The 23,093-nt window shown below is 48.1% G+C and carries 23 protein-coding genes; 8 read left to right on the top strand and 15 right to left on the bottom strand.

Features of this window, described 5'->3' with window-relative positions; all coding sequences use genetic code 11:
- Nucleotides 1-5: 5 nt before the first annotated feature.
- From FHW36_RS11020 to FHW36_RS11030, 3 genes are all read right to left on the bottom strand, one after another.
- Complete coding sequence (locus tag FHW36_RS11020; protein WP_145667246.1) at nt 6-602, bottom strand: RNA polymerase sigma factor; 597 nt, start codon at nt 600-602, stop codon at nt 6-8.
- 90 nt (nt 603-692) lie between these two features.
- Nucleotides 693-1,637, bottom strand: a complete 945-nt coding sequence (locus tag FHW36_RS11025) for a dihydrodipicolinate synthase family protein (RefSeq protein ID WP_145667250.1) — start codon at nt 1,635-1,637, stop codon at nt 693-695.
- Between the two features lie 4 nt (nt 1,638-1,641).
- Nucleotides 1,642-3,186: a sodium:solute symporter gene (locus FHW36_RS11030; protein ID WP_145667253.1), complete on the bottom strand. Its 1,545-nt coding sequence runs from the start codon at nt 3,184-3,186 to the stop codon at nt 1,642-1,644.
- A gap of 136 nt (nt 3,187-3,322) precedes the next feature.
- On the opposite strand from FHW36_RS11030, the gene FHW36_RS11035 reads away from it, so the two are divergent.
- Complete coding sequence (locus FHW36_RS11035; RefSeq protein WP_145667257.1) at nt 3,323-4,186, top strand: AraC family transcriptional regulator; 864 nt, start codon at nt 3,323-3,325, stop codon at nt 4,184-4,186.
- Between the two features lie 68 nt (nt 4,187-4,254).
- On the opposite strand, the gene FHW36_RS11040 is transcribed toward FHW36_RS11035, so the two are convergent.
- Complete coding sequence (locus tag FHW36_RS11040; protein WP_145667262.1) at nt 4,255-5,337, bottom strand: Gfo/Idh/MocA family protein; 1,083 nt, start codon at nt 5,335-5,337, stop codon at nt 4,255-4,257.
- A 117-nt stretch (nt 5,338-5,454) separates the two neighbouring features.
- Between FHW36_RS11040 and FHW36_RS11045 the strand changes: the two genes are divergently transcribed.
- The 7 genes from FHW36_RS11045 (at nt 5,455) to FHW36_RS11075 (ending at nt 11,509) form a co-directional block, all read left to right on the top strand.
- A complete protein-coding gene (locus FHW36_RS11045; RefSeq protein WP_186452386.1) occupies nt 5,455-6,270 on the top strand; it encodes a DUF4272 domain-containing protein in 816 nt (271 codons plus the stop codon).
- Between the two features lie 346 nt (nt 6,271-6,616).
- Nucleotides 6,617-7,348, top strand: a complete 732-nt coding sequence (locus FHW36_RS11050) for an HAD family hydrolase (protein WP_222429041.1) — start codon at nt 6,617-6,619, stop codon at nt 7,346-7,348.
- On the top strand, nt 7,348-8,190 hold the full coding sequence (locus FHW36_RS11055) for a phosphoribosyltransferase family protein (protein ID WP_222429042.1): 843 nt from the start codon (nt 7,348-7,350) through the stop codon (nt 8,188-8,190). Before FHW36_RS11050 ends, FHW36_RS11055 begins: the two co-directional genes overlap by 1 nt.
- Entirely contained in the window at nt 8,180-8,734 is a 555-nt protein-coding gene (locus FHW36_RS11060) for a TerD family protein (protein ID WP_145667271.1), read from the top strand. The genes FHW36_RS11055 and FHW36_RS11060 overlap by 11 nt, the downstream gene beginning before the upstream one ends.
- Before the next feature lie 24 nt (nt 8,735-8,758).
- Nucleotides 8,759-9,373 (top strand): TerD family protein, encoded by a 615-nt coding sequence (locus tag FHW36_RS11065; protein ID WP_145667274.1) that lies wholly within the window; start codon nt 8,759-8,761, stop codon nt 9,371-9,373.
- Nucleotides 9,374-9,432: 59 nt separating this feature from the next.
- Nucleotides 9,433-10,533, top strand: coding sequence for a toxic anion resistance protein (locus tag FHW36_RS11070; protein ID WP_145667277.1), 1,101 nt, complete (start codon nt 9,433-9,435; stop codon nt 10,531-10,533).
- A 10-nt stretch (nt 10,534-10,543) separates the two neighbouring features.
- Nucleotides 10,544-11,509: a hypothetical protein gene (locus FHW36_RS11075; RefSeq protein ID WP_222429043.1), complete on the top strand. Its 966-nt coding sequence runs from the start codon at nt 10,544-10,546 to the stop codon at nt 11,507-11,509.
- 42 nt (nt 11,510-11,551) lie between these two features.
- On the opposite strand, the gene FHW36_RS11080 is transcribed toward FHW36_RS11075, so the two are convergent.
- The 11 genes from FHW36_RS11080 to FHW36_RS11130 all read right to left on the bottom strand — a co-directional run bounded on the left by FHW36_RS11080 (nt 11,552) and on the right by FHW36_RS11130 (nt 22,991).
- Nucleotides 11,552-12,352: a DUF475 domain-containing protein gene (locus tag FHW36_RS11080; protein WP_145667280.1), complete on the bottom strand. Its 801-nt coding sequence runs from the start codon at nt 12,350-12,352 to the stop codon at nt 11,552-11,554.
- A gap of 25 nt (nt 12,353-12,377) precedes the next feature.
- Nucleotides 12,378-13,886 (bottom strand): helix-hairpin-helix domain-containing protein, encoded by a 1,509-nt coding sequence (locus tag FHW36_RS11085; protein ID WP_145667283.1) that lies wholly within the window; start codon nt 13,884-13,886, stop codon nt 12,378-12,380.
- Nucleotides 13,887-13,913: 27 nt separating this feature from the next.
- Nucleotides 13,914-15,314 (bottom strand): protein phosphatase 2C domain-containing protein, encoded by a 1,401-nt coding sequence (locus FHW36_RS11090; RefSeq protein ID WP_145667287.1) that lies wholly within the window; start codon nt 15,312-15,314, stop codon nt 13,914-13,916.
- 12 nt (nt 15,315-15,326) lie between these two features.
- Nucleotides 15,327-16,382: a TerY-C metal binding domain-containing protein gene (locus FHW36_RS11095; protein WP_145667290.1), complete on the bottom strand. Its 1,056-nt coding sequence runs from the start codon at nt 16,380-16,382 to the stop codon at nt 15,327-15,329.
- Nucleotides 16,382-17,011 (bottom strand): AIM24 family protein, encoded by a 630-nt coding sequence (locus FHW36_RS11100; protein ID WP_145667293.1) that lies wholly within the window; start codon nt 17,009-17,011, stop codon nt 16,382-16,384. The genes FHW36_RS11095 and FHW36_RS11100 overlap by 1 nt, the downstream gene beginning before the upstream one ends.
- A gap of 12 nt (nt 17,012-17,023) precedes the next feature.
- Complete coding sequence (locus FHW36_RS11105; RefSeq protein ID WP_145667296.1) at nt 17,024-17,659, bottom strand: vWA domain-containing protein; 636 nt, start codon at nt 17,657-17,659, stop codon at nt 17,024-17,026.
- A 16-nt stretch (nt 17,660-17,675) separates the two neighbouring features.
- Nucleotides 17,676-18,314 (bottom strand): vWA domain-containing protein, encoded by a 639-nt coding sequence (locus tag FHW36_RS11110; RefSeq protein ID WP_145667298.1) that lies wholly within the window; start codon nt 18,312-18,314, stop codon nt 17,676-17,678.
- Nucleotides 18,315-18,363: 49 nt separating this feature from the next.
- Nucleotides 18,364-19,047 carry a TerD family protein gene (locus tag FHW36_RS11115; protein WP_145667301.1) on the bottom strand — a complete coding sequence of 228 codons (684 nt, stop codon included), beginning with the start codon at nt 19,045-19,047 and terminating at the stop codon, nt 18,364-18,366.
- A gap of 9 nt (nt 19,048-19,056) precedes the next feature.
- A complete protein-coding gene (locus FHW36_RS11120) occupies nt 19,057-19,632 on the bottom strand; it encodes a TerD family protein (RefSeq protein ID WP_145667304.1) in 576 nt (191 codons plus the stop codon).
- Between the two features lie 104 nt (nt 19,633-19,736).
- Nucleotides 19,737-21,194, bottom strand: a complete 1,458-nt coding sequence (locus FHW36_RS11125; protein WP_145667307.1) for an aminoacyl-histidine dipeptidase — start codon at nt 21,192-21,194, stop codon at nt 19,737-19,739.
- Nucleotides 21,195-21,290: 96 nt separating this feature from the next.
- The gene (locus FHW36_RS11130; protein WP_145667310.1) at nt 21,291-22,991 is read right to left on the bottom strand and encodes a GMC oxidoreductase; all 1,701 of its coding nucleotides are present in this window, start codon (nt 22,989-22,991) and stop codon (nt 21,291-21,293) included.
- Between the last annotated feature and the right edge of the window lie 102 nt (nt 22,992-23,093).

Here is a 23,093-nt window from a genome sequence, read left to right on the forward strand (position 1 = left end):
TTTTTTTAGCGTACCATCAGGGCAGATTCATTGACCGCCAGCAGCTCCTTTAATTCGGCGATGGCCCTATATATTAAAGTACGGGCGTACTTTACTTCCTTTAATACCATAATCTCTGCAATGGCTTCATAGCTCAGGTTTTCGTAGAAACGGAGATAGATAGCTTCTTTCTGTCGCAGGGTGAGTGTTTGCAACTGCTGCCGCAGCAGGCGGGCAGCTTGTTCGTCGTGTTGCCGGTTAATCAGTATACTCTCCGGCGACAACTCCAGTTCAAAACCGGAAAGCGCGCCCTCTTCGAGTATCCCCGGCTGCCGGGTTGATTTTTCCAGGTAACGGAATAACTTCCTGCGCGCCGACACCATCAGGTAGCTCTTGATATGTACCTCCCGCGCAAGACCAGCGCGTTGCAGGAACAACTGTGAGAAGAAGTCCTGCAACACATCCTTCACCAGTCCTCGATCGGCCGTAAACCGGATACAATAACGGAACAGCAGCGGAAAATACCGCCGGTATATCTCTCCGAAGGCTTCCCGGTCGCCGTCACAAAGCCGGCTCCAGAAGAGCTTTTCATCGTGCTGCGGATTGTAAGTGCTGGTGGACATCAAATTATGTGAATTAGGAATAAGGATCTTTCTCTAAACTACACATTACCCGCATGCAATCATCATTACTACCCTAAATATAACAACGAATTAATGTGATGTCAAGGGGGCGGTCACCACTTCCCGGATTTGCAGCCGCATGCACCATCCTTTAAAGTCGCGGTAAATCTGTTGCAATACCAATTTCTGTTCAGGCGTCAGCTCCAGGGCATGTGCACGACTGATAGTTCGTACCGGCATGCCTCTCAGCTGCATAAAATACTTGGCGCTGAGAGGATAAGCCACATGAATCAACGGATCTACCCTGCGCAGTTCTTCCTGTATCCATTTTACGTCATCCTGGCGACTTTCGTCGTTCACATGATTACAGAGCCAGACCAATATCTCCGGATAAAAATTACCTGAAATAGACGACATACCCGCTGCGCCCATCTGCATAGAGCTTACCCCATGGGGTGTATGCGCATCGTAAAACTCCAGGCGGCTTCCTTCTACTACGGCCAGCTTAGCCTTCACTTGATCTACATTGCAGGAGGTATCCTTGTGGTAATTCAGGCGGTTGGTAGCCAGCAGGGTGCGTAATATCTCTGGTGTAATCACTCGTTTATAAGGCGCGGGGCATTCATATAATCCCAGCGGGATATTACCCGTTAATGAAAACATTTGTTCAAAGCGCTGCAACAATACCTCGTCTGGCTCATCTACATTGGCAAAGTGCCCCGTGATCATAATTACAGAATCTACACCGGTATCATGCAACTTTTCGGTAAACAGGGCCTTATCGGGGATGATAAGCCCAAATGACCCGGTGGCTACTACCGGCACCCGGCCATTCACATAGCGTACTACATGGCGGGTGAGGTCCAGTCGCTCATCTTCACTGATGCTGTACATTTCAGACGACAAACAATTGGCGAAAAAACCTTTTACCCCAGCTTCCAGGTAAAAGTCTACCAGGTATTCCACCATGCCCATATCAATCTGCGCTTTCAAATTAAAAGGGGTGATCATCACCGGTACAAATTTCTTTTGCATATCACTAAGAGGTTTTAGACGAAGAAGATGGCTGTGCCTGCAGCCGCGAGAGCAGCATGCCCACCAGGAAAATAGACAGGGTGCCCACCACGATAATCATATGCACATGCAAAGGGCTGCGCAGGTGCTGCCAGGTGGCGGGCAGGTATTTCGACAGCGACATCCAGATAATAATCAACATACCGACAATCGTTGCTGTTAACGCGGCCGCATTCTTTGTTTTTGATATCATACCCAGGAGAAACAAGCCCAGCATGCCACCGGCAAAAATGCCCGACAACTCCCACCACATATCCAGGATACTCTTTACACCTATCATTGCGATACCAAAAATGATAGCCACCATACCACTCACGGTAGTGGCTATATATAATACCCGCATATCTTTCCGGGGAGTAGATACCGGGGAGATATACCGCTGGTAAATATCTTTCAGGAAAACAGTTGCCGTACTGTTCATACCACTGCTCACGGTACTCATAGCTGCCGAAAGTATAGCTGCTACAATCAACCCCAGCAAGCCTTTCGGCACTTTCATCACCATAAACAACGGCAATACCTTATCGCCATAATCGGCGGGTGTCAACGACTCTGGCGTTACCTGCCTTTCCGCCGCTACCTGCTGCTTTATCATGGCCAGCATATCGGGGTGCTGTTGTACATAGGCGTATAACGCCGTACCGATAAAGAAAAACACCAGGCTTACCGGTACATACCACCATACGCATATCCAGATACTGCGGGAGGCTTCCTGCGCAGAGCGAGCTGTATGATAACGCTGTATATAGTTCTGGTCCATACCGAAATTATTCAGGTTAATAAAGAACCCATATAAAAACACCACCCAAAAAGTGGAGCTGCCCAAATCCAGTATATTAAAGCTTCCCAGCGAAAATTTCCCATCGGCCACGCCTATATGAAAAATGTCTGTTACGCCATGCTGCATACCACCGATCACCAGTCCCAGTATAATCAATGCTCCGGCTGTTTTAATAATCCCTTGTAATACTTCCGTCCAGATCACGGCCTCCATTCCTCCCAGCACCGTATACACAATAATACAGCCACCGGTAACGGTCATGATGGTGCGCATTTCCAATCCTGTGAGCGCCTGTAATGCCAATGCCACCCCGAAAAAGATAGTCCCCATCCTGGCCAGCTGCGTTAGTATAAAGCAGATCATGGCGTATGTCCGGGCCCAGGCACCGAAGCGTCGCTCCAGGTGGGTATAGGCGCTAACCTCCCCGCTGTGGCGGTAGAACGGCACAAAATAACGGGCGGCAATAAACGCTGCGGCCGGCATCGACAAGCTAAAAACAAACGCGTTCCAGTTGCTGCCAAACGACTTCCCCGGTACTCCCAGGAAAGTGTTACTGCTTAAAAAAGTGGCGTACAGCGATAATCCCAACGCCCAGCCTGGAATATTTCCGGATGCTGTTGTAAATTGAGCTGCATTCTTATTCTTCCTGGAGAACCATACGCCTACCAGGATCATACAAAGCAGGTAAATCGCAATAACAGCCAGATCTATTAAAGGCAAATGATGCATATCAGTTTTTCTATTTATTGCTTACGTGGAAAACAGGGAATATAATGTATTTCGGTTGATACCACTAAGGTTGGTAATTTTTACGGTTCAAACAATGTTGAATGTTATGAAAAGAATGGCTTAAATTACTATCACCATGAGTCACACTGCCGCCAACATGCCGGGTACCTGGACCCTGCCAGCCCAGTTGCAACGCAAGCTGGAAAAGCATCCGCTGGGAAAAAATCTTTTCATCACCGCTATCGGTCATTACCCCGAACATACTGCCGGCGCCATCCGCGAATCAAAGGGCACGCTGGTGTATACCCTGTTGTATGTGCTGCAGGGCAAAGGTACAGTGACCATCGGCAGGCGCAGCGCTCCGCTGAAAGCCAACCAATACCTGCTGATTCCCAAAGGCACCGCTTTCCGGGCAGATCCTGACACCGACCTTTCCTGGCGGATGTATACCCTGCAGTTTGCCGGACAACTGGCCGATGATATTTACGGGTACCTGGGCACTAACCTGCAACCACGTACCATTCCGCCGCTGGTAGGCCGCAATGCACAGTTTGATGATATCCTGCACCACCTCGATCTTATGAATAATATTGAGAACCTGCTGTACGCCAACTTCCGCTGTTACAGCTTCCTGGGCACTTTCCGGCTCAGCGTTTTCAATTATATGAAAAAGGGCGCCGACAATATCATTGAGCAATGTATACAGCTCATGAAACAGCGGCTGGACCAGCACCTGACGCTGACCAGCCTCTCGCGGGAAATGGGAATCTCCGCATCTTATCTCTCTGCACTCTTTAAAGAAAAGACCCGCTATGCTCCTATACAGCTGTTCACCTCCCTGCGCATGCAGAAAGCTTGTCAGCTGCTAAAAGAAACGCCCTGGAGCGTCAAGGAAATTGCAGCAGAAATGGGCTACCCCGACCCCTATGCATTTTCCCGGTCATTTAAACTGGTGATGGGTGTAGCGCCCAAAACCTTCCGGGACAAGCGGGGTAACTAAAAGGTCTATAATAAACGATGCCGTACTGGTGGGTACGGCATCATTTATTATAAAAAATAGCTTAACGGTTATAGCATTACCACCTTGCCGGTACGTACCGATTCATCGCAGGCGAAGGCAATACGCAGGCTGTTGATGGCATCCTGCACATGATCAGTAAGATCGGTATCCTGTTGGATAGCCTGCAGGAAATAGCGCTGCTCGCGGTTGCAGAGCTCCTGGTGATCCGGCTCTTCTTCCGTATTAATCCAGCTATCGGCTTCCACAAATTGCCCGTTGGCATCCAGGGCGGCATGGTGGAAACGCAGTGACTCTGTTTTCGTATGTGCGGCCACGTTATCTGAGTTACCACTGCTCCCCGCTTCTTTTGCCACAATAGATACGGAGCCTTCAGGCCCAATCACATCCTTCACAAAGAAGGCGGTTTGGCTCATCATAGGCCCCCAGCCGGCTTCATACCAACCCACAGAGCCGTCTTCGAAACGTATCTGTAACTGGCCGTAGTTATAATTGCCATCTGCCACCTCGTTAGACAGGCGGGCGCCGATAGCGCTTACCTGCAACGGTTTAGAGCGGGTCATCTGGCACATGACATCAATATAATGTACGCCGCAATCTACGATGGGGCTCAGGCTTTTGAGCAGGTTGCGATGTACCTGCCACATGTTACCGTGGCTTTGCTGGTTGAGGTTCATCCGCATTACCAGGGGCTTGCCCAACTGGTGTGAGAGCTCCACGAACTTTTCCCAGGAAGGGTGGTGCCGTAAGATATAGCCAACCACCAGTTTTTTGCCTGCTTTGCGGGCGGCGGCAGCCACACGTTCTGCCCCTTCGACCGTATCGGCCAGTGGTTTTTCTATGAATACATGACAACCATTTTCAAAAGCGGTGATCGCAAAGTTTTCATGTGTGTCGGGGTAAGTGGATATGCAAACAGCATCCGGGCGGGTAGCTGCCAGTGCCGCTTCATAGTCGTTGAACAAAGCATAGCCTCCTCCCAGGCTGTTGTTAAGTACTTCTTTACTTGTTCCGGTAGAGACAAGACCGCAGATGTCAAAGCCATCCAACGTATGGTAGGCCGTTGCATGGGATGCCCCCATGTTACCGCAGCCTACTACTAACACGCGTAAACGTTTTGCTGTTTCAGACATAATTTCCTTAGTTTTTCATTATCCAGATTCGTAAGATACAGTGCCGGCAATAGAATTGCAAGTACCGGCTGTGCTAATTCTTTCAACAAAATGTATATTTACGCTTTAACCTACTGTATGAATCGAGCAAAAATAGTTGTTGTCGCCGGCGCAGTTACGATGATAGCAGCCTGCGGACAAAGCCAGCGGACCACCAAAGAAAAAGACAATGCCGATACTACGTCAGTTGCAGCCAGTAACGGCGCCTTTCCTTCGGCGAGCGTACCGGTAGAAGACATCGACCCAACTCCCGATCAACAGGCCAGGCGCACCGCTTCCGAAAAGATCTGCACCGCTCATGGTATCCCCGTTTATAAAAATCCACGCGCCCTGTTCACCATGCCGGAAAATGAAGTCAGCCTCCGCAGCAAAGACGAAATGGTAGACCGGGCCATTGCACTATGTTTCATGGAACTGAAAAGTGAGCAGCCCGCTAAAGAAGTACTCGATGATTTCAGCAACCGTTACCGGGTGTTGGAAAAACTGAGCGACAAAGAAACTGCGTTCGTAACATCGACAAACCCCACCAGCCAGGATATGACGGATGCCAACTGGAGAGCAGAAGGCGCACATGTGATGCTCTGGGCATTGGGGTATATCGACAGTCTGTCGTATCCCTCTGCACCTTGTAATGTGGCGGAAGATCTACATCATATCATCAGTACATCTGAAGCGGATTTCCGGAGTAAGGCAAAGCTGAGAAGCAAGAAAGAAATCCTTCAACAGGCCGACCTGATTTTGAGATATGAGTGGGCCTGTGTAGATGCACGTTTAAGTAATGCGCCGATGCCCGGAAACCTGATCAGCGATGTAGTGATGGAACGTCATTATGCCCTGAACTGGTTGATCCGCTACCTGAACCAGGACTGGGACAATGTCAGTACGGATTCCTGAGAAAAGACACAGGTGATATTAATCACAACAACTGTTTATAAGGATCAGTGATAGCGAGAAAACATGGCAATACCATCTCTTAAAAAACTGATTAACAATAAGATAAACATCTTAACCCAGGATGATTTTTACCGAAAAAACCGCCATATTACTAATCCTTTAATTCGCAAAAAAATTCATGCGGAATGCAGGATTATATGCTAAATTAGACAAGTGGAACTAACGATCGGCAGGCTTTTTGATAATAAGCGACCAACTATACTTAGTTCAAAACGATGAAAACAGGCTTACAAGATAGCCCAACTAATAACATGATGCCACGGGTTAACCCTGAAACAGTAGAAGCATGGGGCAACACCAGATCATAAAGCTGGAAAAATACATGAATCAATACCAACATTATTCTTTTGACCTCTGGTTAACACTCATCAAATCCAATCCTTTATTCAAACAGGAGCGGACGCGTTTTTTTTATACCCACTTCAACCCGCTGCAGAAGCCGGAGGCAGAGGTGGGCCAGATTTTCCGGAAGGTAGACCTGATGTGTAATGCCATCAATGAAAAAACTGGTGGCAATATCGACGCGGAGGAAATGTACCTGATGGTGATCAATGAGCTCAACGATTTCAGTCATACGTTCGACAACATTGATCTGCCGGCGCTTTACCAGGAAATGGAAAGCCTGGTGCTGCGGTACTTACCAGTGGTTTATTGTTCGCAAACCGTGAAGGTACTGCGGCAGTTAAAACAAAACCCGGATACGACGGTGAGCCTGTTGAGCAATACGGCTTTCATCAAGGGGAGCACGCTGCGTAAAGTACTGCAACAACTGGAACTGTCGCCCTATCTCGATTTCCAGTTGTATTCCGACGAAGTAGGTATGTCTAAACCCAATGCGGCATTGTTCCGGCTCATGCTGGATACCGTGGCCGCCAGCAGGCAGCAACCGGCTGACTTAGCTGATATCATTCATATTGGCGACAACAAAAAAGCGGATATACTAGGCGCGGATGCCATGGGCATTGCTTCGCTGCTGATCAATTCTAATCATCAATGTATTTCAACCTTGCTTAACTGATGACGACTACTTATTCATTGCACAAAATTACCGATACCGGCAATTTCGGATTTTGCCCTGATGACTACAGCCGTTTCAAGTTTGGAGACGATGAAGTGGCAGAACGCTTTGGCATAGGCCTGGCGGAAGGGTTTATCAAGGCACACCTGGAAAATGGCCCGGTACCCCAGCTGGTAGTAGTATCCAGCCCCTACTCTTTTATTCCTACCGCCACCTTTGCGATGAAAAACCATTTCGTTTTTCGGCTCAATCGCTGGCTGGCGCAGCATGGACACCCGGTATTACAGGAAACCAAGGTACACCGCACCATTACCTATAAAGAGGATTACGGGGAGCTGGATGCGGCACAGCGACTGAAACTGATCGGCAACGATAGTTTTCATATCGACAAGGCTTTCCTGGAGGGGAAGAAAATCCTCTTCCTCGACGATATCAGGATTACCGGCGGACATGAAAAAATGATCCTCAAAATGGTGGATACCTACGATCTGACGAATGACATTTACCTGCTGTATTATGCCGAATTGCAGAATAGGAACATCCATCCCAATATTGAGAATTATCTCAACTATCATTTTGTGAAGTCGATTTTCCACCTGGAAAAGATTATCCAGCAGGAACAATTCTTTATCAACACCCGCCTGGTGAAGTACATATTGAACTATGACTACGAATCTTTTTGTATTTTCCTGCAAAATCAATCGGATAAATTCATAAATCTTTTGTATAATATGGCGCTGGGCAATGGCTATCATACGATTGAAGCCTACCAGAAAAACCTTAACTTTATCAGCAATTACTTATTCAACAGTAAACATAAAAGCGTACAACATGGCAATTAATTTGCAAAAGGGACAGCGGCAGGCGATCAATGCGCCTAAATTCACCATAGGATTAGGATGGGATGCCAACGCATCTACTACCGGCACCAGCTTCGACCTCGATGCCTCCATTTTTATCATGGGTGAGAACAGAAAATTATTGTCTGATCAGCACTTTGTTTTTTATAATAACCTGGTTTCCCCCGATGGCGGTGTAGAACATACCGGCGACAACCTCACCGGTGAAGGCGCCGGCGATGATGAGCAGATCAAAATTGACCTTTCCAAAATGGATCCCCGGGTAACGGAAGTATGCGTGGTAGTAACCATTCATGAAGCCGAAAGCCGTCGCCAGAACTTCGGACAGGTAAGGAACTCCTATGTGCGTGTGTTCGACCCCGTAACTAACGAAGTGATCCTGAAATATGAGCTGGAAGAAGATTTTTCTATTGAAACAGCCGTAGAATTTGGCCGCATCTATAAACGTAACGATGAATGGAAGTTTGAAGCCGTAGGCGTAGGCATGAAAGGCGGACTCCAGGATTATCTTAACAAATACAATTAATCTATTTAAAATTACTATATCCTTATGGCAATTAATCTTCAGAAAGGTCAGCGTATTAACCTCGAAAAAAGCAATGGCGCCAAGCTGCAACACATCTGTGTAGGTATCAACTGGGGCGCTATCGAAAAGAAAGGCCTCTTTGGTTTATCCAAAACCAAGGAAGCGGTAGACCTGGATGGTAGCTGCGCCCTGTTCAACGAACAGAAACAACTGCTGGAAGTAGTATACTTCGGTAACCTTCGCTCAAAAGATAATTCTATCATGCATAGCGGCGATGACCTCACCGGCGATTTGAACGGCAACGACGGACTGGATAATGAAGTGATTACGGTTGATTTCTCCCGACTGAATACCAGCACCAACTATGTGGCGTTTGTGCTCAACAGCTTCCGTGGCCACGATTTCGGCACCATTCCATTTGCGTCTATCCGTATTTACGAAGGCACGCCTTCCCGGGTAAACGAAGTATTCGCTACATATGATATTGCCAGCGGTCCGGGCTTTGCCGGTCACGTATCCATGGTGATGGGCGTGTTTTACAAAAAGAACGGCGAATGGAAATTCAATGCTATCGGCGAACCTACCAGGGATAAGAAGCTCCAGGAAACGGTAAACACCGTAGCCATGAACTACCTGTAGTCCCTGCATTTTCTGATCACTTATTGTAAAGTCATCATCACTATATAATCAGATACCTTATGGAAGTAAACCCAAATGTTACAGACCAGACCTTACCCGCAGTGCGGTTGGATAAAGACGGCAACGCTGACTTATCCCAGATTACGCCGCAGGATGCGCAAAAATATTCAGAACTGAATAAGTCGCTGGTCATTACGGATGTCAACTCCATCCTGAATTACGGTACCGAGGTACAAAATTCCATGGAAAGGTACAGTAACGAGTTTCTCACCTCTGTACGTACCTACAATTCCGGCGAAGTAGGCGGTTTAATCAACGACCTGCTCTCGGAATTAAACTATATTGACGTTGATGAACTGAACCAGGGCGGCTTAAAAAGCTTCCTGTCTAAGGTGCCTTTCCTGAAAAAGATTGTGTTCGACGCACAAAAGCTTTTCCAGAAATATGATACCGTTATTGCCAATATCGACAAGATCACCAACAAAATAAAAGCAGGTCGTATTAACTCCCTGAAAGATAACAGTTCCCTGCAAACGATGTTCGACAGCAACGTGAACTATATCAAACAGATGGAAGACCTGATCATTTCCGGTCAGCTGAAATTCAACGAGCTGAATGAGAAGCTGGCCCAGATGGAAGTGAATGCCGCTAACTACAACGACTATGAAATTGCCGACCTGCGGGAATTCATCAGCCGTTTGGACAAGCGCCTGGCCGATATGAAAGTAGTACGTTTTATCATGCTGCAATCGCTGGCACAGATCAGACTGGTACAAAACAATAATACCTCGATCGCTGAAAAAGCACAGTCTATTATTTCCACTACCATCCCGGTATGGAAAAACCAGCTGACCATTGCGGTGGCCCTGCAAAGACAGAAAGCCAACGTAGAAATGCAGCGCAAGATTTCAGATACGACCAATACCATTTTACAGAAGAATGCCGACCTGCTGAAACAAAACAGTATCGAGGTAGCGAAAGAAAATGAAAAAACTGTCGTATCGATCGACACCCTGAAACGTACTACCCAGTCGTTGATAGAAACCTTGCATGAAGTGAAAAGAATTCATGACCAGGGCGCTGAAAACCGCAAAGTACTGAATGGTGAACTGCAAAACCTGGAAACAGAACTGAAGAAAAACGTAACTAACGTTAGCTAATTGAGATAAAGTGATGGAGGATAACCTGGCAAGAATATTAAATGACTCAAATAAAACCATCAGCAAACTACAATTGCTGTCCGCTTTTTTTGAAGAGGAGATTATTTACAAAATATACCTCCGAAGCCAGGTTGTCCATAAATTATTCGAAACAAACCCGGAACTCGATATCAATAAGCTGGAACTCTTTCACCTGCAATACACCGCCACTGCCATTGAATTGCTGAAGAAAATTAAGACCAGCAACGAGCGGAATGTGAGCCTTATCTTTGATGAAATACAGATCAATAAAGAGTTGATCGACAAAATCAACGATGCTGTTTTTTCGGAAAAGAATTTTAACCTGGACAAACAAAAACAGGCACTTAAAATTAACCTGTCTCTCCGGAAATTATACCAGGTGCTCTCCGATGGCTCTGAAGACTATCCTTTCTCCAAAAATATCAATGCCTTTAGCGCACGCTTTTCCCAGGATTTTTATTTTGATATTTCCCCGGAAACACTACAAACATTGACGAGCTTTAACCCCGAAGAAGTGTATCGGAACAACTATGCCATTATCCAGAAAAAGCTGATGGGATGGCTTTGTAAGACGGATTTCCGCAACGAATTTTTCTACGGACTGAAAGCGGGGAACGTGGTAGTAGAGATTTATAAATTTACGACAGAAGATAAATTCTTCATTTATTATCCTTCCAAAAATCTCTTTCTCTTTTGTGATCCTTCCCAGGTAAAAGATATCGACTGGACCAATACCCTTTCTAAAAAGGCAAAACTGATACAGGAGTTAACCGATAAAAATGATCAGTTGATGAGCCGGGCCAATATCCTGAAAGTGGCCATACCGGACAACGTAAAAGGGGTGCTGGAAGAATATTGCGAAAAAATCGGGGATGTAAATTTCCTGCAAAATATCGGCAACTTCGATGTGCAAACGAATATTTTAAGGACGATGCTGAATACCGACGCTATCTGATAAAAGAATTGCACCAATCCGGAGACTGGTGCAAATCCTGTTTTATTTCTTTTCCAGCTCAGTGGAAGTATTGCGCTTAGGCACGTTCAGCAGGGCTGAGGTAATAATCGGTACAATAAAAATACCCACCGTTAAGATGGAGGTCATAATATCTGCTTGCGAACTTTCCAGGAAGTGTGTCAGTCCGGACTCCGGGAAGAAATGTTCGTAGATAGATAAGGTCAGTTTTATACCCAGGATACCGATCACGATAAAGGCGGCTGCTTCCAGGAACGCAAATTTCGTCATCAGTTTTACGAACGCCTGCGCTACAAAACGCATGGCCAGGATACCAATAAATACGCCGAGGCATACCAGGATGATATTATCGGTAAAGGCTACCGCCGCAAAAATATTATCGATGGAAAAGGCCATGTCCATGAGCTCTACCAGGGCTACTGTAGCCCAGAAAGGCCCGATAGCGCCCACGGTCACCTTATATAGCCATTTCTCAGATTTATCAATACTTTCTTCCTCTTCTTCACCATTGGAAGCCTCTTTTGCTTTTTTGTCTCTCCACCAGCCGTATACCAGGTATAACAGGTACAGACCGCCCAATGGTTTCAGCCACCAGATTTTAATGAGGAAGGAAGCGAACAGCATTGCTAAACCGCGGAACAGGTAAGCGCCCAAAATACCATATTTCAGGGCTCTGTCACGTTGTTTCTCCGGCAAATCCATTACCATCGTAGCTAATACGGCTGCATTATCTACTGACAACAGGCTTTCGATGATCACAAGGTTCCCTACTATGATCAGGGAAGGTATGGGATTGTCAATAATGTGTTGGATTAATTCATTCATCGCTGTTTGTTTTTTTATATAGGTTTTATTGATTGGCCATTGTAATAATTACGACTCGTCCTCCCTCCTCCCGGGACAATAACAGTTTTTTCCCGTCTGTTAATTCTACCATGCTGCCCACAGGAATTTCCTTGTCTTCCGTGAGGTCTTTCAGGGCCGGTAATTGCTGGTTTACCAGTACCCATTTGCCCTGGTAAAAAGTAAAGTAGCCCACCGGCACCTTTTGTTCTGCGCTGAGCCGCTCGTTGCGGATCACATTGCGGTTCACATGCCATTGAAACAGGTATTGGTTGTGGTAAACCATCAACCGGTGATTTTCGGGCCTCCACACCGTAGGTTTAAACTCGTAATAGAGATCTAATACCGGCAGGGGGCCTTTATGCGGCGTACCGCAGAACGGGCATTTGGGTGAAACCGTATTGTCGAACACGTACCATTGCTGTTCGCAGGCCGGGTTGCTGCAAGGCTGCATAAGGTCGGTCGTTTTCAGCAGCGCCTGTTCCCACATATCGGCGGGTGGGCGCTGGGCTGGATCATGTAACCCTGTTACGAATGCCTGGTGAAACAGCTCTTTCAGGTAAGGCCCTGTAATCGTATATGGTATTTTAGTGACATCCGCCCAGGGCAGTTCTTTGGGATTGAGGTGCTGCACTTTGGGCCGGTTAGACGCATCTGCCGGGTGCTCTATAAACAGCGCCTTTTCTCCCATCGACAGCAGGTCATCTTTTTCTGTATCCAGGTCGTGTACTTTTCCTCCTTTGAGGGGATGGCGGTACAGGAGATACATGTAAATCATCACTGCCAGTGCGTGCAGGTCGGTAGTGCGATTGGGCAGTTTCCTGCCCGGGTCTTTCACATCCAGGTGTTTGGTAGCCAATACTTCCGGCGCAATGAAATCGGCGGTGCCGATAACATCGGGCGGGTACAGGCCCGGTACTACCAATCCGTCGATATCAATAATAGCAGCGGATTTGGTAACAGGATCTACCAGCACATTTTTATAGGAGAGATCCGAATGCGCCAGGCCTGCGGCATGCAGGCGCTTTACGCCACGGACTATATTTACGCATACTTGGTAATAGCTGAGCCAGTTGCCCAGTTCTGTTTCATCGAGCCGTAAGGCAAATTGCTTATTGCGGAATTTGGGAGAAGCAAACCACTTTCCTTCTTTCTCTTTCCCTTTAATAAGATCGTTGGCGGCATATCCCTTCTTAAAGAAAAAATGGCCGGGATAGCAGGGAACAATGAGCCCTACCTGCTTATCGGTGGCGATCATGTCGGTAGGCCAGCAATAGAGGGCTTTATAGTAGCTGCCGCCCTCGCGGTTAAAGAAGCTATTGTGATAGTCAGTCACAATCTTTTTCAACCTTTCTTTGGCATTATAATCGGGCATATCCCGGTAAAATGCCACTACATAGGATTTGTCCGGGCTGAAGTATACGTCTTTCATCCCGCCGCGCATAGGTTGCCCATTATCAACGTATTGATAAGTTTTTCCTGTGTGAATGGTGGAGGTGACTGTTTTTGTGTTCATATAGCTTGCATTACCGGCACATGTAGGTTAACTGATAATCATTAAAGTCCGGTCGTCGTGATTACCGGGACTCCAGAAGTCCATCCAGCCAGATAGTTGTTGCGCTACAGCCGGAGGATACGTATCCAGTTCCACGATGGCATTCTCTTTATTTTCTCCCCCCAGGTCGGCCAGCAGTGCTTTCCAGGCACTAACTTTCTCCAGGTTGGCTTCTACTTCAAACTTAGGATCATAAATACCGTCTGTCATGAGCATCAGGTAGGAAAAGTCTGGTACCAGCTTAAAACCGAAGCGGGTAGCAAATGTATCACTTTTAAAGATTTCCGGCATCGTGATGAACCTGGTTCCTCCTCCAAACGCTCCTACATCCAGGCGGTTCATCAGGGTGATAGCCGACAAATCCTTATTTAACAAGCCAATGGGGCAGTCGCCCACCCCAAAACTCATGATAACATAGCCACAAGGATACTTTTTCAGTAGTGCAAATATAAGGGTCGCATGAAAATCTTTAACAGGAACTTGCTGGTTATGCGCAAATTCCGCGATTTTTTTATGAGTGGTAAAGGCAGCTTTTCCCAGCTGTTCGTATACGAAGCGGGTAAGTTGCTTTTCCGTTGTTTCACTGGGATTGGCTGCATGTTCTGCCAGGACGGCGTCGAATGGCGCCAATGCCGCATTGGTAAAATGTTGTTCAAAATATTCCACGATATGAGCGCAGGCCATGCGGGCCCCTTCCCGGGCCAGTGGAGCACTGCCGGCGCCATCAGACACGGCCAGCACCGTCCAGCCGGTATCGGGGAAATACCGGAACGCGAAATCATCGTCACGGAACCCGCCGGTATTGGCATGCGAACGTCCCCGCCGGGAGGCCACTACCAGCCGTTTATCGCCCAATACTGCCGATGCCGACGCATTATCTTCCCGCCAGAATGGCGCAGTATTATCGCTGCTGATGTTCTTCCACAGCGATCTGGGGTCGGGATTTACGATGAGTGCCACCAGTTTTTCGTGCAACGCCGTTTCTTCCGGCTCTCCCTGGAGACGGTAACTGAACTTTAGGCGCCAATCGCCATTTTGAGTGGGTGTACCGCTGATTACCGAAGTGGTGCTATCGAACTGCAAGCCCACGGCCTCCAGTCCTGTTATGGAAAAGGCGGCAAAATCTGTCCAGTTGAGTTGCTGAAAATCAAGCCTGGCTTCATATACCTTGCCCACAGTGGCATTGGGAATCACAACGGTTTGCTGCTGAATATCCGCCAGCCTGCTTTTTAACTGCCATGTGTCCATAAGGAACTGTTGATTTTTCAATATTTGTTTTACCCGGTGCAGGTTTTCCTCCTCTTGTACAAAGGCCTCAAATAATTGCTCCCGGTTGCTGATATCGATCTGCTGCGCGTGGAAGAGCTCCCGGATAAATGATTTTTCCATACAACTCTTATATTAGCCCTGCGCTCGGTTTACATCAAACCCACCATCGCTGATGCCATAGGTATTGCGACTGCCACAACCCGGGCAGCTGCTCACCGTTTCTGTACCGATGCAATGAATCTGACCGCAACCGCACATGGCGAAGGCAGTTTGATTGCCGCAACAGGGACAGGTGGGATTACCGATCAGCTCATCGCTGTTGATGCGCACCGGGCCACTGCTGTGATCCGACAGCTCATCGTATGAAGCATCTAACGGGAACGCCCCTACGAGGCGGTACGACAGGCGGTCCAGGCTCAGCCCATAAATTTCGGCTTCTTCTACCGATCTACGGTACTTCATCAAATAAGCGCGGCCGGTATTTTGACATTTGCCGGCTACCACGGCATAATTGCTGTCCACTCCCTGCATAGAGGGCAGGGAGTGGGTGGTATCTACTTTTGTGAGGGTATCATCTTCCAGTATACGGGCCAGCTCAAAGCCGGAAGCATTGTTTTCCACGCTCTGGCTGCTGGTTTTAACGGAATCTGTTACCCATTTAAAGAACTCCTGATAAGCGGCAGTACTGGTATTTTTAAAATGCAATACATTTTCGGTCAACTCCTTCAGTAAACTCAGGTCGGCCTCATTACCAAAAGACACTGCCACCATGTTGACAGTGCGTTGCCAGTTTTGTTTCCACTCGGCAATAGCCGGGCGGGTATCGTCGGTAGGCACTCCATCGGTAAATAGAAAGACGATCGGCTTCCAGTCGCCTTTCTTCTCGTAAGTAGTTTTTACCTGGTTTTTCCGGAGCTCCATCATCAGCTGTCCCAAGCCCCTGCTCAGGGAAGTGCCGCCGCCTACCGGAAAACGGGGCGGATAAAATTGGATGATCTCCTGTAAAGGCACCAGTGTTTTCGCCTGTCCGGCAAATACCAGGATAGATACCCACACTGTTTCAATCGCATAGGGGTCTGCTTTCAACGCCTGGATGACGGTCGACAATCCCTCTTCTACCTGCTGGATAGGCTCTCCCACCATGGATTCAGAAACATCTATCAAAAAATAAATAGGTAGTCTTCTCATTATCCAAAATTTACAGAAGTGACGTAAACGGTGCCAGGGCCGGTGATCTTCAACATGGTAATCCCCTCTCCTCCCAGCATATTATTTCCGGAAAAATGCGACGACATCCGGTTTTGCATGTCAGCATGCATGCAGATAAAACTTTTTTCATCTACAAACACCGTTTGTCCAGGCGCCAGATCCAGCGTGATAGGCGTACCTATCACATCTATAAATACGGTACAAAAGCCGGTTAACTTTTGCATGATCAAACCAGTGCCTCCTATGAGGGAAGTCAGGTTCATTTTCACATCAATATCTACTTTGTCGGACGAGGCCACGTATACGCCGGCGCGACAGATAATGCCTCCCGGCAATTGTTTCAGGTTAATGGGCAACAGTCCTACTTTGCCCGCCACCACGAGTTTTCTTGTCTGTGGATGCGCATTGCTGAGCGCTACCTGGAAAATGCTTTCGCCGGTTAACTTTCTTTTGATTAATCCGGCTACTCCTTTATCAAATACATTGATGGTAGATTGGATACCTTCCTCATAATAAATCAATGCACCTTTTTCGCAATAGAATTTCTCCTGTGGGTCTAACTCTACCTGCAGACACTTAAAGTCGTGCCCTATCAATTTTACGTTCATGCCTGGGGGTTATCAGATAATTAAATTCACTTCCTGGGGAGGTGGTGGCAGTACTACCTGTGAGGTAGTGCCCATACTTTTGTTGCCTTGTTCTATGGTATCGGACACCCATTTAAAAAACTGTTTCAGGGTGGCGCTGTCGGCTGTGTCCAGGTGTACGACCGTATCCGCCAGCTCGCGCAGCATTTCATTGTCGGCCGCTTTACCGGCTGCACAACCTACGATGGCGGCAAAGTTGAGCTCCTTTATCTTAGGAATCATGCTGCGATACAGTTGCAGGTCGGAGGGCTTGCCGTCGGTAAAAATAAACAGCAATGGGCGCCAGTCGCCTTTCTGCGTGGGCGTTCCTTTACGCACATCGGCGCTCACGCGGGCGTGCAGGAATTCAAGGCCGCTGCCGGTGTGGGTAGGACCACTTTGCGGGCAGGTAATTTCGGGCAACTGGAAGCTGACCAGTTCAGTGAGCGGCATCAACTCTTTTACATCACGGTCGAACGTGATGATGCTGAGCCACAGGGAGTCCAGTGCCTGCGCATCCATGCGCAGGGTGTTCACCATACCGCTCAGCGCATTGTTGAGTGCCTGAATGGGTTCTCCAAACATAGAACCCGAGGTATCTAATAAAAAATATACGGGTAGTCTTCGCATGGTTAAATTTTAATGCTTATACCACAATATTCAATTCAGCCGGAGGAGGTGGTAATTCGTCCAGGCCGGTGAGTTCTTTGCCGGAGTGTTCTATTTTCGTAGAGCTGACACCGATAGAGGCGGTTACCCAGGCAAAAAATTTGGAGATGCTGTGGCTGTCAGCAGTATCGAGCTTTACCACATTGTCGGTAACCTGTTTCAGCACAGCGGAATCGGCCCCGTTGCCGGCAGCACAGGCCACGGTATATGCTGTTTTGCGTTGCTTATAGGCAGCCAGGCCACCTTGCCAGTTGTCGGTAGGGATACCGTCTGTCATAATGAATACCAGCGGCTTCCAATCGCCTTTTCGTTCGGTGGTGGTTTGTGCTACTTCCCGGTCTATACAGCTGGCTAACAGCTGCAGCGCTTCTCCCATAGCCGTAGTACCGGAAGCCCGAATATCGGGCACCTGGAAGGAAGATAGATCGGTAAGTGGTACCGCCTGCCGGGCGGTACTATCAAAAGTGATGACACTGATAAAGGCAGTTTCAATGGCCTGCGGGTTTTGCCGCAATGAACTGATCATTACCTGCACCCCATTTTTCACGGCTTCTATGGGCTCTCCGCTCATAGAGCCAGAGGTATCCAGCAAAAGATACACGGGCAGTCTTCTCATACAATACAGAATTAAGTGTTTGCTACAGAAAGGGGTTAACGGTTTAACATCAGGAATAGGTCAACTTCTTCAGTTCATCAATGAAACTATCAGATTGATGTGGTGTACCAATTGCCCTGAATTTCCAGGCGCCATCTTTGCGATAGATCTCTGCAAAGGTCATAGAGCACATGCCGTTGTAGGTACTGTCGCCCGACAGGCTGTACTTGGCAATCTCCTTCCCTTTTCTGTCTACCGCACGGATAAAGGCATTTTCTATCATACCAAAGTGCTGGTTGTTCTGGCGGCCCTGGTAGATGGTGACCATGAATAATATTTTCTGATACCGGTTATCCAGTTCATTGAGCTTGATGATAATCTGCTCATCATCGCCATCGCCGGCGCCGGTACGGTTATCACCGGTAAGCCAGATATGACCAGACGGATGTTTCATAGAATTGAAGAACACCACATCCCCTTCAAAGAGGCCCATGCTTCTGCCATCGCGGGTTTGCACAGTGCGGCCCAGGTTAGCTACTTTTCCATTGTTGTCGAGCAGCAACGCTACTGCATCCAGGTCATATTCTTCTTCTTTCTGCGCGCCGCCAAACAGCTTGCCGAAAAAGCCATCATCCTTTTTCTTTTGTCTTACATCCCAGCCCAACCCGATGGTAACGGTAGATAGATCAAATTCTTCTCCGGAGTCGTTTTTACGAAGGTCGATCGTTTGACCTTTCACTAAATTGATAGCCATATGTGATGTTTATTTAATGATCTGACCTTTAAAATATTTGGAGAGGAAGAACGCCAGGTCTTCTTTATAACCTTTACCGGAAGCTTCAAATTTCCACTTACCATCTTTCACATACAGTCGACCGAATTCAACGCCTGTTTCGATAGAGAAATCTTCTCCCAGCTCGTATTTAGCGATTTCCTGCCCGTTGGCATCGTCTACAATGCGGATATAGGAATCACGCACCTGTCCGTAGTTTTGCTTACGGTTAAATGCATCATGGATAGTCACTACAAACAGGATTTCCTTTACCCTGGGATTTACTTTGGAGAGGTCTACCTGGATCACTTCATCATCTCCCACCGCGCTATTACCACCGGTAGGGTCATCGCCGGTATGGTGCAAAGCGCCATCAGGTGAATCGGTATTGCCGTAGAAAATAAAGTATTCTTCCTGGAGAATTAGTCTGTTTTCATCAATCATAAAAGCAGATGCATCGAGGTCGAAATCATACCCGGTGCCTTCGTTGGGATGCCAGCCTAAACCCACACTGATACGGGAAAGACCGATATCAATTCGTTGTCCTTTTTGTAAGTTAATCGCCATTGTTCTGAAGTTTGTCTCAGGAAAGGTAAACTATATAATCTTCTCAGAAAAGAAACAGGGTATACCAGCTACTGACACACCCTGATTTGTAATTATTTTAACAATTACTTCGCCGGTATTTCCCGGAGGATATGCAGCAAATAATTATAGAACCGGCCTACAGAAGAGACCTGTACTCTTTCATCCGGGGAATGCGCTCCGCGGATAGTGGGGCCAAAAGAAATCATGTCGAGCTTGCCCTTGAAATGCGCGCCTAAAATACCGCATTCCAGTCCCGCGTGACAAGCGCCCACTTTAGGCGTATGTTCAAAATGATCTTTATACAAATCGAGCAATAAGCGCAGGATGGCTGAATCGGCATCTGGCCGCCAGCCGGGATATTCTCCGTCCTGCACTACTTCCGCATGGATATTTTCGAATGCCGCGCGTACCGCAAAGGCCACATCTTCCTTGGTGCTGGCTACGCTGCTGCGTTGCAGCGACTGCGTAGTAAAAACACCATTCCTGGCGATGACCCTGGCCAGGTTGGAAGAGGCTTCCACCAGGTCAGCGATATCAGGACTCATCCGGAATACACCGTTGTGGGTGGCGTATATGGCCTGCAGTAATTGCATAAAATACGCCGGATCTATGATCACAGGCGGCGGCGCTACTGGCTTTAGCTCCAATGTCAGCCCGGGTTCTATCGCCTTGTATTCTTCTTTGAGCGTTGCCGCAAAATCCTGTACGAAGGCGGTGAACAAACGGCTATCCGTTTCCGGCACTACGATGGTAGCAGTGGATTCGCGCGGAATAGCGTTGCGCAGGCTGCCTCCATCCAGGCTGGCCAGTTGTATATCGAACAATTGTTTGGCCTTATACAACAGGCGATTCATCAGCTTATTGGCATTGCCCCGGCCTTTATGAATGTCCATGCCGGAGTGACCGCCCAGCAGGCCTTTGATGGTAATGTCGAAACCTTCTGCGCGGGCAGGTGTGGGTACCTCCTGGTAAAGTCCTTTGGTATTGGTATCGAGTCCACCGGCGCAACCAATCGTCAGTTCATCTTCCTCTTCAGTATCCAGGTTCAGTAAAATAGTGCCGGAGAAATTGGCGGGATCGAGTTGCTTGGCGCCCGTCATCCCGGTTTCTTCATCGATGGTAAACATGGCTTCCAGTGCCGGATGCGCAATGGTTTTATCAGCCAGCACCGACATGATCGCCGCTACGCCGATGCCGTTATCAGCGCCGAGCGTAGTGCCGCGCGCTTTCACCCAATCGCCGTCTACGTACATGTCGATGCCCTGGGTGTCGAAATTGAATACAGTGTCGTTATTTTTCTGGTGTACCATATCCAGGTGCGACTGGAGGATCACCGTTTGCCGGTTCTCCATCCCGGGCGTAGCTGGCTTGCGGATCACCACATTTCCGGTGGCATCTTTCCGGGTATCGAGGCCCAGGCTTTTACCAAAATCTTCGATGAAGGCGATTACCCGTTCTTCCTTTTTGGAAGCCCTGGGCACGGCATTGAGGTCGGCAAAATATTTCCACAGCGGTTGTGGCGACAAATCTTTTATTTCCATGCTGTTTTTTATTAAGCGCAAATCGGCGGTAAATAATTACCCGCCAATCTGTGCCGGGGCAATGTATACAAATCCTGTTAATCCATCAAAAAAGCGTTACAGGTCCTGCCGCTTCAGGGCTTTCACCGCATAGTCGGCGGCTCTTGCCGTGATAGCCATATAAGTCAGGGAAGGATTCTGGCAGGCGGAAGAGGTCATACAGGCGCCATCAGTTACAAACACGTTCTTCACGGCGTGTACCTGGTTCCATTCATTCAGCACGGACGTGCGGGGATCCCTTCCCATGCGCGCTGTGCCCATTTCATGGATGGCCATACCGGGATAAGAATCGCGGTTGAATGGCTGCACATTTTTCAGTCCTGCTGCTTCCAGCATGGCTACCGCCTCCTGGTCCATGTCTTTGCGCATCTGCCGTTCATTGTCTTTGAATTCGCAGTTGAACTTCAGCACTGGCTGCCCCCAGGCGTCTTTAACGCTGTGATCGAGGGCCACCTGGTTTTCTTCATAGGGAAGGCATTCGCCAAAGCCCATCAGTCCCATTTGCCAGGGACCGGGTGCTGATAAATAATCTTTGAAGCTATTGCCGATGCCCAGTTCTGCGATGCCCCTCGCCCATCCACTGCGACTGCTATAGCCAGTGTAACCGAAGCCGCGCAGGTAAGCACGTTTATCGGCGCCCACATTCGCGAAGCGGGGAATATAAAATCCAGCGGGACGCTGCCCGAAATAATATTTATCGGCAAAATCATCGGACGTACCGCTGGCGCCTGCATGAAAATGATGGTCCATCAGGTAGTGCCCCAGCACTCCGCTATCGTTGCCCAATCCATTGGGGAAACGGTTGGATACGGAGTTCATCAGCAGGAAGGTGCTACCCAGTGTAGAAGCATTGAGGAAGAGAATACGGGCATAATATTCCGTCATCTCTTTAGTATGTTTGTCGATCACCCGTACCCCGGTAGCCTTTCCTTTCGCTTCATCATAGATGATACTGTTTACGATGGCATCGGTATGTAAGGTGAGGTTACCCGTTTTCATGGCAGCTGGCAAGGTGGAAGATTGCGTGCTGAAATAAGCGCCAAACGGGCATCCCCGGACGCAGCGATCCCGGTACTGGCATTTTCCACGGTCGCCGATAGGTTGCGTGAGATTGGCCGTGCGGAAAATGGTCATATGTCTTCCCGGAAACGTGGCTTCTATCCTGCCTTTCACCTGCTTTTCAAAGCAATTCATTTCCATGGGTGGCTGAAATACGCCATCCGGTAAATGCGGGATGCCTTCTTTTTGTCCGCTGATACCTGCAAAAGCTTCCACATGATCATACCAGGGCGCCAGGTCTTTGTAACGTATGGGCCAGTCGATACCGATACCGTCTTTGGCATTGGCTTCAAAGTCGAGATCACTAAGCCGCAGCGATCCGCGGCCCCACATAATGGAGCGGCCACCAACGATGTCGGGGCGCATCCAGTCGAAACGCTTTTCTTCTTTGTAGGGGCTATCACTGTCTTTCAGCCAGTAGTCGGCATTGAACTCGGTATACAGGCGATCGCGCACCTGGTAAGGATGGTCTTTTTCCTTGTCCAGCGGCATTTTGCCACGGTGTGTAGCTTCCCACGGCGCTTTGGTGGCGGTGGTATAATCCTTAATGTGTTCCAGTTGTTTTCCTCTTTCAAGCAGCAATACCTTCAGTCCTTTCTCACATAATTCTTTTGCTGCCCATCCGCCGGAAATACCCGATCCTACTACAATAGCATCATAGGTATTTAATTCCTTTGCTTTTCCATTGACATTGATCATAACGTATAGATATGAATTGGTTGCCGGGAAAATAGTGAAATAATGGGAAAAGCAAAATAGAATTGGGACAGATGGAAAATGACGATCCGCCCCCGCAGGTGC

The sequence above is a fragment of the Chitinophaga polysaccharea genome (assembly GCF_007829335.1).
GTDB classification, from domain to species: domain Bacteria; phylum Bacteroidota; class Bacteroidia; order Chitinophagales; family Chitinophagaceae; genus Chitinophaga; species Chitinophaga polysaccharea_B.